The sequence below is a fragment of the Arthrobacter sp. Hiyo1 genome, from assembly GCF_001263615.2.
GTDB lineage: Bacteria > Actinomycetota > Actinomycetes > Actinomycetales > Micrococcaceae > Arthrobacter.
On record NZ_DF952468.1, the window covers coordinates 852,284 to 861,254 of the forward strand.

Below are 8,971 nucleotides of genomic sequence, written 5' to 3' on the forward strand. Positions count from 1 at the left end.
GGCGCTCCCAGTCGTCGACGTCGACGCCGCCTGCCTCAGTTTCGGCTTCCGGCTCCGGCTCGGGTGCGGCTGCGCGCGACTCGGCTAGCTCTTGATCGGCGGTCGCGGTTGCGGCGACCAAGGGGGCGGAGCCTGTCAATGCGGCTGCTGTGACGTCCATTTGTGGTGACGAGGCGGCCTGCGACGGCGAAGCCCCGGAGCCCGAAGAAGACTTCGCGCTATTGCGGCTCAGGAGCCACCAAACAATCGCGACGATCAACACGATGACGATGACCCAGATCAACCAATCCATGGGAGGAGCCCTTCTGTCTGTTCAATTGGCGCATGTCTGTTCGAGTGGCGCAGCTGTCGTGATTTGACGTTACGTCCGTGTCACGGGGCTGTCTAGGTTAGTCAATCGATTCGCGGCTCTTCAGCGCATCAGCGATCCTGTCGGATGGGCCAGCAGCCGACAATGAGACCCATGTCTCACATAGCGAGACGACTGTCCATTATTTGAATGAAATATTGGCTGAAATAGTGCCAAATTCGCCTTAACCCGCCGATCATGTTCGTTGGCCACAGCCCAAGAGTCATAGACTCGTGCCCATGAGTGACCACACCCCAATTGCGACAGACAACCAGCCGGACATCAAGCCACGCAGCCGGGTCGTAACGGACGGCATCCATGCCGCCCCCGCGCGAGGCATGTTCCGGGCCGTAGGCATGGGCGATGATGACTTCGCCAAGCCCCAGATCGGCGTCGCGAGCTCGTGGAACGAAATTACCCCCTGCAACCTCTCGCTGAACCGGCTCGCCCAGGGCGCCAAGGAAGGCGTTCACGCCGGCGGTGGTTTCCCCATGCAGTTCGGCACCATTTCCGTTTCGGACGGCATTTCCATGGGCCACGAGGCATGCACTTTTCCCTTGTTTCGCGCGAAGTCATTGCCGACTCCGTTGAAACGGTCATGCAGGCCGAGCGCATCGACGGCTCCGTTTTGCTGGCCGGCTGCGACAAATCCCTCCCGGGCATGCTGATGGCAGCCGCCCGCCTGGACCTCGCCAGCGTCTTCCTCTACGCCGGTTCCATCATGCCGGGCTGGGTCAAGCTTGAGGACGGATCGGAGAAGGAAGTCACCCTCATTGACGCCTTCGAAGCCGTGGGCGCCTGCGCTGCAGGCAAGATGAGCAAGGGCGACCTGGACCGCATCGAACGCGCGATCTGTCCTGGTGAAGGCGCCTGCGGCGGTATGTACACGGCCAACACCATGGCGTGCATCGGTGAAGCCCTCGGCATGTCCCTGCCGGGCTCGGCTGCCCCGCCCTCGGCAGACCGCCGTCGTGATGACTTTGCCCGCAAGTCCGGCGAGGCAGTGGTCAACCTGCTCCGCCTCGGCATTACCGCGCGGGACATCATGACCAAAAAGGCGTTCGAGAACGCCATCGCCGTCACCATGGCCTTCGGCGGCTCCACCAACGCCGTCCTGCACCTGCTCGCGATCGCCCGGGAAGCCGAGGTCGAACTGACCCTGGACGACTTCAACCGCATCGGCGACAAGATCCCGCACCTGGGCGACCTCAAGCCCTTCGGCCGCTACGTCATGACCGACGTCGACAAGATCGGCGGCGTGCCGGTCATTATGAAGGCGCTGCTCGACGCCGGCCTGCTGCACGGCGACTGCCTGACGGTCACGGGCAAGACCCTTGCCGAGAACCTGGCCTCCATCAACCGCCGGACCTCGACGGCAAGATCCTGCGCGCGCTGGACAACCCGATCCACAAGACCGGCGGGATCACCATCCTGCACGGTTCCATGGCCCCGGAAGGTGCCGTCGTGAAGAGCGCCGGCTTCGACGCCGATGTGTTCGAAGGAACCGCCCGCGTGTTCGAGCGCGAGCAGGGTGCGCTCGACGCTTTGGACAAGGGCGGGATCAAGGCGGGGGACGTCGTCGTGATCCGTTACGAAGGTCCCAAGGGCGGCCCGGGGATGCGTGAGATGCTCGCCATCACCGGCGCATCAAGGGCGCGGGCCTTGGCAAGGACGTGCTCCTGCTGACCGACGGCCGCTTCTCGGGCGGTACCACCGGCCTCTGCATCGGGCACGTTGCGCCTGAAGCCGTCGACGGCGGACCCATCGCCTTCGTCAAGGACGGCGACAAGATCCGCGTGGACATCGCTGCCCGTTCGTTCGACCTCCTGGTGGACGAAGCCGAGCTCGAGTCCCGCAAGATCGGCTGGGAGCCCCTCCCGGCCAAGTTCACCAAGGGCGTCCTCGCGAAGTACGCCAAGCTGGTGCACAGCGCCTCCACAGGCGCCTACTGCGGCTGAAGCTAAGTACCCCGTGCCTCCAGTGGTGACAAGGCCGCTGGAGGCGGCAGGGCTTAATAAGGCTGGTCCGAGGGCCCCGGCCGGACGGCGTTCACGCCGGAGGGTGGGGTAGGACCAGTCCGTGGACAATGAGGTCCACATAGTGAGATGACATCTTCATCGTTTGACACCTATCTCACTAAGAGGGAACACTGAACGCATGATCGCATTCGTTACTGTCGGCGCCACCGTGGGCACTGTCGTACTTACCAAGCGCGTGGCCTCCTAGCCCGACTGGTAACGAACCGTCACGCGCAACCCCTCGAAGAGCCGCAAGGCTGAGGGGTTTTTTTATTTCCCGCAGGACGGCGCATTGAGCAAGAACCAGCATGAACGCAGTACCCACGCAGTAACTTTCACTAATTGAAGATCCCCAAAGGAAGAGTCCGATGAGCAAAGGATCGCCGATCAGCCCCTCGCTGATGGCTGCAAAGTCCGCTGGAGCCCCCAAGGCTCCGGAAAAGGTCGACCGTCCGGCTGACGCCGTCGTCGACAATGCTGCAACTCTCTCTCCTGTACTCGGGCCGAACAACGTTGTACCCCCAACGGTGATGACCGGCTCGGAAGCTATTGTCCGCTCGCTCGAAGAACTCGGCGTGGACGATATTTTTGGTTTGCCCGGTGGCGCGATCCTCCCCACCTATGACCCTTTGATGGCCTCCAAGATGAATCACGTCCTGGTCCGTCACGAACAGGGAGCCGGCCACGCAGCGCAAGGCTACGCCATGGTTACCGGACGGGTCGGCGTCTGCATCGCCACCTCGGGCCCCGGTGCCACCAACCTCGTTACCGCCATCATGGATGCCCACATGGACTCCGTGCCCCTCGTGGCCATTACCGGCCAGGTATCGGCTTCCGTCATCGGCACTGATGCCTTCCAGGAAGCTGACATCGTCGGCATCACCATGCCGATCACCAAGCATTCCTTCCTGGTGACGGATCCCAATGACATTCCGCACGTCATGGCCGAGGCTTTCTACCTTGCGAGCACCGGTCGTCCCGGTCCCGTATTGGTGGATATCGCCAAAAATGCCCAGCAGGGCACCATGACCTTCTCCTGGCCGCCCAAGATCGATTTGCCGGGTTATCGTCCGGTGGTCCGCGGGCACAACAAGCAGGTCCGCGAAGCCGCCCGGCTGATCGCTGCGGCAAGCAAGCCTGTCCTGTATGTCGGCGGCGGAGTGGTCAAGGCCCACGCATCGGCCGAACTGCGCGAGCTCGCGGAACTCACCGGCGCTCCCGTGGTGACAACGCTCATGGCCCGCGGCGCGTTCCCGGATTCCCACCCCCTGCACGTCGGCATGCCCGGCATGCACGGCACGGTTTCCGCGGTTACCGCACTGCAGCAGTCCGATCTGTTGATCACCCTTGGTGCGCGCTTCGATGACCGCGTGACGGGTGTGCTCAGCACGTTCGCTCCGCACGCAAAGATCATCCACGCGGACATCGACCCCGCGGAGATCTCCAAGAACCGTACGGCCGACGTTCCGATCGTGGGCTCCGTCAAGGAGATCATTCCGGAACTGAGGGAGGCTGTCCGCAACGCTTTCGAGCAATCCGGCACCCCGGACCTCGACGGTTGGTGGGCGTTCCTCAACAACCTCCGCGACACCTACCCCCTTGGCTGGACCGAGCCGGAAGACGGACTCAGCGCCCCCCAGCGGGTCATCGAACGCATTGGTGCGCTCACGGGTCCGGAAGGCATCTACGTTGCAGGCGTTGGCCAGCACCAGATGTGGGCCGCCCAGTTCATCAAGTACGAGCGTCCCCACGCCTGGCTCAACTCGGGTGGAGCCGGGACCATGGGTTATGCCGTGCCGGCAGCCATGGGCGCCAAGGTCGGCGAACCCGACCGCGTGGTCTGGGCGATCGACGGCGACGGCTGCTTCCAGATGACCAACCAGGAACTGGCCACCTGCGCCATCAACAAGATTCCCATCAAGGTTGCCATCATCAACAACTCCTCGCTGGGCATGGTGCGCCAGTGGCAGACCCTCTTCTATGAAGGCCGCTACTCCAACACCGACCTGAACACCGGCCACGACACCGTCCGTATCCCGGACTTCGTCAAGCTGGCGGACGCCTACGGCTGTGCCGCGTTCCGCTGCGAGCGGGACGAGGACATTGACGCCACCATCCAGAAGGCCTTGGAAATCAATGACCGTCCCGTGGTCATCGACTTTGTGGTCAGCCCGAACTCCATGGTGTGGCCGATGGTCCCCTCCGGAGTCTCTAACGACCAGATCCAGGTTGCCCGCAACATGACCCCGGAATGGGAAGAGGAGGACTAGCCATGAGCCGCCACACATTGTCCGTTCTGGTCGAAGACAAGCCCGGCGTGCTGACCCGCGTGGCCAGCCTCTTCGCCCGGCGGGCCTTCAACATCAACTCCCTGGCCGTCGGCCCCACCGAGGTCTCCGGGATTTCCCGGATGACCGTCGTCGTCGACGCCGATGGCGACCTCATCGAGCAGGTCACCAAACAGCTCAACAAACTGATCAACGTGATCAAGATTGTGGAGCTGACTTCAGAATCTTCCGTGCAACGTGACCACATCCTGGTCAAGGTACGTGCGGATGCCGCGACACGCCTGCAGGTCACCCAAGCTGCAGACTTGTTCCGTGCCTCAGTGGTTGACGTTTCCACAGACTCGGTGGTCATCGAGGCAACCGGTACCCCGGAAAAGCTTGCAGCGCTGCTTTCTGTGCTCGAGCCGTTCGGCATCCGCGAAATAGTGCAGTCCGGCACCTTGGCCGTTGGGCGGGGATCCCGCTCCATGAGTGACAGGGCGTTGCGCAGCGCTTAGGTACTGTCCTAGTACTGCGTAGTAGCCCGATACCGAACCACAGACAATATCTACAAAACCACTCAAGAGGAGTTACGCAAGTGACTGAAATGTTCTACGACGACGACGCAGACCTGTCGATCATCCAGGGTCGCAAGGTTGCCATTGTCGGCTACGGTTCCCAGGGCCACGCCCACGCGCTGAACCTGCGCGACTCCGGCGTCGAGGTTGTCATCGCGCTCAAAGAAGGCTCGAAGTCGATCGCAAAGGCCGAGGACGCAGGCTTCACGGTCAAGAACGTTGCCGACGCCGCCGAATGGGCCGACGTCATCATGATCCTGGCACCGGACCAGCACCAGCGCGCGATCTACAACGACTCCATCAAGGACAAGTTGACCGCCGGCAAGGCCCTTGCCTTCGCCCACGGCTTCAACATCCGCTTCGGCTACATCGAGGCGCCCGAGGGCGTTGACGTCATCCTGATCGCCCCGAAGGCTCCGGGCCACACCGTGCGCCGCGAGTTCGAAGCCGGACGAGGTATCCCGGACATCATCGCCGTCGAGCAGGACGCTTCCGGTTCCGCTTGGGACCTGGCCAAGTCCTACGCGAAGGCGATCGGCGGCACCCGCGCCGGCGTCATCAAGACCACCTTCACCGAAGAGACCGAAACCGACCTCTTCGGCGAGCAGGCTGTCCTCTGCGGCGGCGTCTCCCAGCTGATCCAGTACGGCTTCGAGACCCTGACCGAAGCCGGCTACCAGCCGCAGATCGCCTACTTCGAGGTTCTTCACGAGCTCAAGCTCATCGTTGACCTCATGTGGGAGGGCGGCATCGCCAAGCAGCGCTGGAGCGTTTCCGACACCGCAGAGTACGGCGACTACGTCTCCGGCCCGCGCGTCATCGACCCCCGCGTCAAGGAAAACATGGCCGGTGTCCTCGCGGACATCCAGTCCGGTGCCTTCGCCAAGCGTTTCATCGACGACCAGGACAACGGCGCAGTCGAGTTCAAGGAGCTGCGTGCCAAGGCAGAGCAGCACCCGATCGAGGGGGTCGGCCGCGAGCTGCGTTCCTTGTTCTCCTGGCAGCAGCAGGACGAGGACTACGTCGAAGGCTCCGCGGCCCGCTAGTCAAGGCACCCGTTGAAGCCGCGGCAGGAGCCGTAGCAATTCAACACAGAACGCCGTTCGGGATAGGCTCGAAATGAAGCCGCCCGGCATGGAGGCCGGACTCGGTATACCGGGTCCGGCCTTCGTCGTCAAAGAATCGTTTCACCAAAACCCCACCTGAAAAAGAGAGCTAAAGAGGTCACCGGTGACTAGCACCAAGCCAGTAGTACTCCTCGCTGAGGAACTTTCGCCCGCCACGATCGAGGCCCTTGGTCCGGACTTCGAGATCCGCCAAACCGACGGCGCGGACCGCTCCCAGCTGCTCTCCGCAATCGTCGACGTCGACGCCATCCTCGTGCGTTCAGCCACCCAGGTGGACGCCGAGGCAATTGCCGCAGCCAAGAACCTCAAAATCATCGCGCGTGCCGGCGTCGGCCTGGACAACGTGGACATCAAGGCCGCTACCCAGGCCGGCGTCATGGTGGTCAACGCCCCGACGTCGAACATTGTGTCCGCTGCCGAGCTGACGGTCGGCCACATCCTCAGCCTTGCCCGCCACATCCCCCAGGCCAGTTCCGCCTGAAGGGCGGCGAGTGGAAGCGCTCCAAGTACACGGGCATCGAACTCTTCGAGAAGAAGATCGGCATCATCGGCCTCGGACGCATCGGAGCGCTCGTGGCCGCCCGCCTGCAGGGCTTCGAGACCGAGATCCTCGCCTACGACCCCTACATCACCTCCGCGCGCGCCGCTCAGCTCGGCGTCAAGCTCGTCACCCTGGACGAACTGTTGGAGAAGTCCGACTTCATCACCATCCACATGCCCAAAACCCCGGAAACGGTGGGCATGTTGGGCGCCGATGCCTTCAAGAAGATGAAGGAAACGGCCTACGTTGTCAACGTCGCCCGCGGCGGCCTGATCGACGAAGAAGCCCTCCACGAGGCTTTGGAAGACGGCCAGATCGCCGGCGCAGGCATCGACGTTTTCGTCAAGGAGCCGAGCACCGACCTTCCGTTCTTCGGCATGGACAATGTCATCGTGACGCCCCACCTGGGTGCCTCCACGGACGAAGCCCAGGAAAAAGCCGGCGTCTCCGTGGCGAAGTCCGTGCGCCTCGCCCTCGCCGGCGAACTCGTCCCGGATGCAGTCAACGTGGCCGGTGGCGTGATCGCTTCCGACGTCCGCCCCGGAATCCCGCTGATCGAGAAGCTCGGCCGGATCTTCACGGCCCTGACCCACGCATCCCTGACGCAGATCGACGTCGAGGTCGCGGGCGAAATCTCCAGCCTGGACGTGAAGGTCCTCGAACTGGCGGCGCTCAAGGGCGTGTTCGCCGACGTCGTGACCGAGCAGGTCTCCTACGTCAACGCACCCGTCATCGCCGAGCAGCGCGGCATCAACACCCGCCTGATCACGACGCCGGAAGCCGAGGACTACCGCAACGTCCTGACCATCCGCGGGGCACTCAGCGACGGATCGCAGATTTCCGTAGCCGGAACGCTCACCGGACCCAAGCAGGTCCAGAAGCTCGTGGGCGTCAACGGTTACGACGTCGAAATCCCGATCAGCGAGCACCTCGTGGTTGTTTCCTACGCGGACCGTCCCGGTGTCATCGGCACCATCGGCCACATCCTGGGCATGAACAACATCAATATCGGTGGCATGCAGGTGGCCCGCCAGAGCGAAGGCGGCCAGGTCCTGGCGCTGCTCACGATCGACACTTCGGTGCCGCAGCAGGTCCTTGAAGCCATCAAGGCCGGCATCGGCGCCGACATGGTTCGTGAAGTGGATCTGGAGGACTAGCATCCTCACCGTTTGAGCTAGAAAAGTGTGCCGCACTTCACATCGGCCACATATCATTGGCCGGTCTGCCTACAATGGCTTGGTCCGAAATTCGGAACCGGCGGCAGGCCGGCCAATAACTTTTGCACACACCCGGTGGATTCCTATTGCCTCGGCATGGTTCCAGGGACAGCAGTGTGCACACCCGCAATCCAGGACTCAGGGAGCCCTATGAACGCCGTCCAGAGGTTCATCAGAAGCCGTGTGCTTCTGTTGACCGCGGCCATTTTGATCGTCGCCATGTGTTTGTCCGTATTCATCCAGAGCCAGTCGCAGGCCGCGCTGAACCGGACAGTGGATGAGAACTCACGCGGCCTGTACGACATCCTGGTCCAGGCCAAGTCCGCGAATACAAAGGACGGCGGGGCGCTCCTCCAGCCGGACATCGCGAACGGCCAGGGCGGCATCAGCTTCCCGCAACTCGAGAAGATCCGTGGGCTGAGCGGCGCGTCGGTCGCGGCGCCCATCAGCCTCGTTTCCCGGGTAACGCAGAACCTGGAAACCCCGCGTCTCGACGCGATGGATTACCTTGGCTACAACGCGGGACTGGCTGGTGGAGCCACCGCGGGAGATCCGACCGGAACGGACTCCAAGAGCTGGCCCGCACCGGAATCCGTGCTTCCCGCGAAGCCCAAGAAGTACCGCCTGACCGCCACCGCCGTGAGCTCCGACGGAGTGTCCCAGCAAACCCTCTTCCAGACCAGCGCCGAAGGCACCCTCGGCAAGGGGCAGGTTGTTGAGCAGCAGACTGCCGGAGGCAAGAGCATCCGCATCGCCGGACCCGCGGGGGAGACCGGCATCAAGTTCCCCGCTCCCGCCGGCGGCTCGGAACACAACCTCTTCAACCTTTCCGTAGCGCTGCCCATGGCTCCGCAGGTCACCGAGTCGGTCGTCG

At 63.1% G+C, this 8,971-nt stretch carries 3 protein-coding genes and 4 pseudogenes; 6 read left to right on the forward strand and 1 reads right to left on the reverse strand.

Annotated elements, in window-relative coordinates; all coding sequences use genetic code 11:
- Nucleotides 1-292: pseudogene (locus AHiyo1_RS24435) on the reverse strand (hypothetical protein); the annotation flags it as partial.
- 296 nt (nt 293-588) lie between these two features.
- On the opposite strand from AHiyo1_RS24435, the pseudogene ilvD reads away from it, so the two are divergent.
- From ilvD to AHiyo1_RS03715, 6 genes and pseudogenes are all read left to right on the forward strand, one after another.
- A pseudogene (gene ilvD / locus AHiyo1_RS03690) lies at nt 589-2,307 on the forward strand (dihydroxy-acid dehydratase).
- Nucleotides 2,308-2,735: 428 nt separating this feature from the next.
- On the forward strand, nt 2,736-4,637 hold the full coding sequence (locus tag AHiyo1_RS03695; RefSeq protein ID WP_059387644.1) for an acetolactate synthase large subunit: 1,902 nt from the start codon (nt 2,736-2,738) through the stop codon (nt 4,635-4,637).
- A gap of 2 nt (nt 4,638-4,639) precedes the next feature.
- Nucleotides 4,640-5,152: an acetolactate synthase small subunit gene (gene ilvN, locus AHiyo1_RS03700; protein ID WP_028264679.1), complete on the forward strand. Its 513-nt coding sequence runs from the start codon at nt 4,640-4,642 to the stop codon at nt 5,150-5,152.
- An 80-nt stretch (nt 5,153-5,232) separates the two neighbouring features.
- Nucleotides 5,233-6,258 (forward strand): ketol-acid reductoisomerase, encoded by a 1,026-nt coding sequence (gene ilvC, locus AHiyo1_RS03705; RefSeq protein ID WP_059387645.1) that lies wholly within the window; start codon nt 5,233-5,235, stop codon nt 6,256-6,258.
- A 184-nt stretch (nt 6,259-6,442) separates the two neighbouring features.
- Nucleotides 6,443-8,037, forward strand: a pseudogene (serA, locus tag AHiyo1_RS03710) (phosphoglycerate dehydrogenase).
- Between the two features lie 210 nt (nt 8,038-8,247).
- Nucleotides 8,248-8,971, forward strand: a pseudogene (locus AHiyo1_RS03715) (ABC transporter permease); the annotation flags it as partial.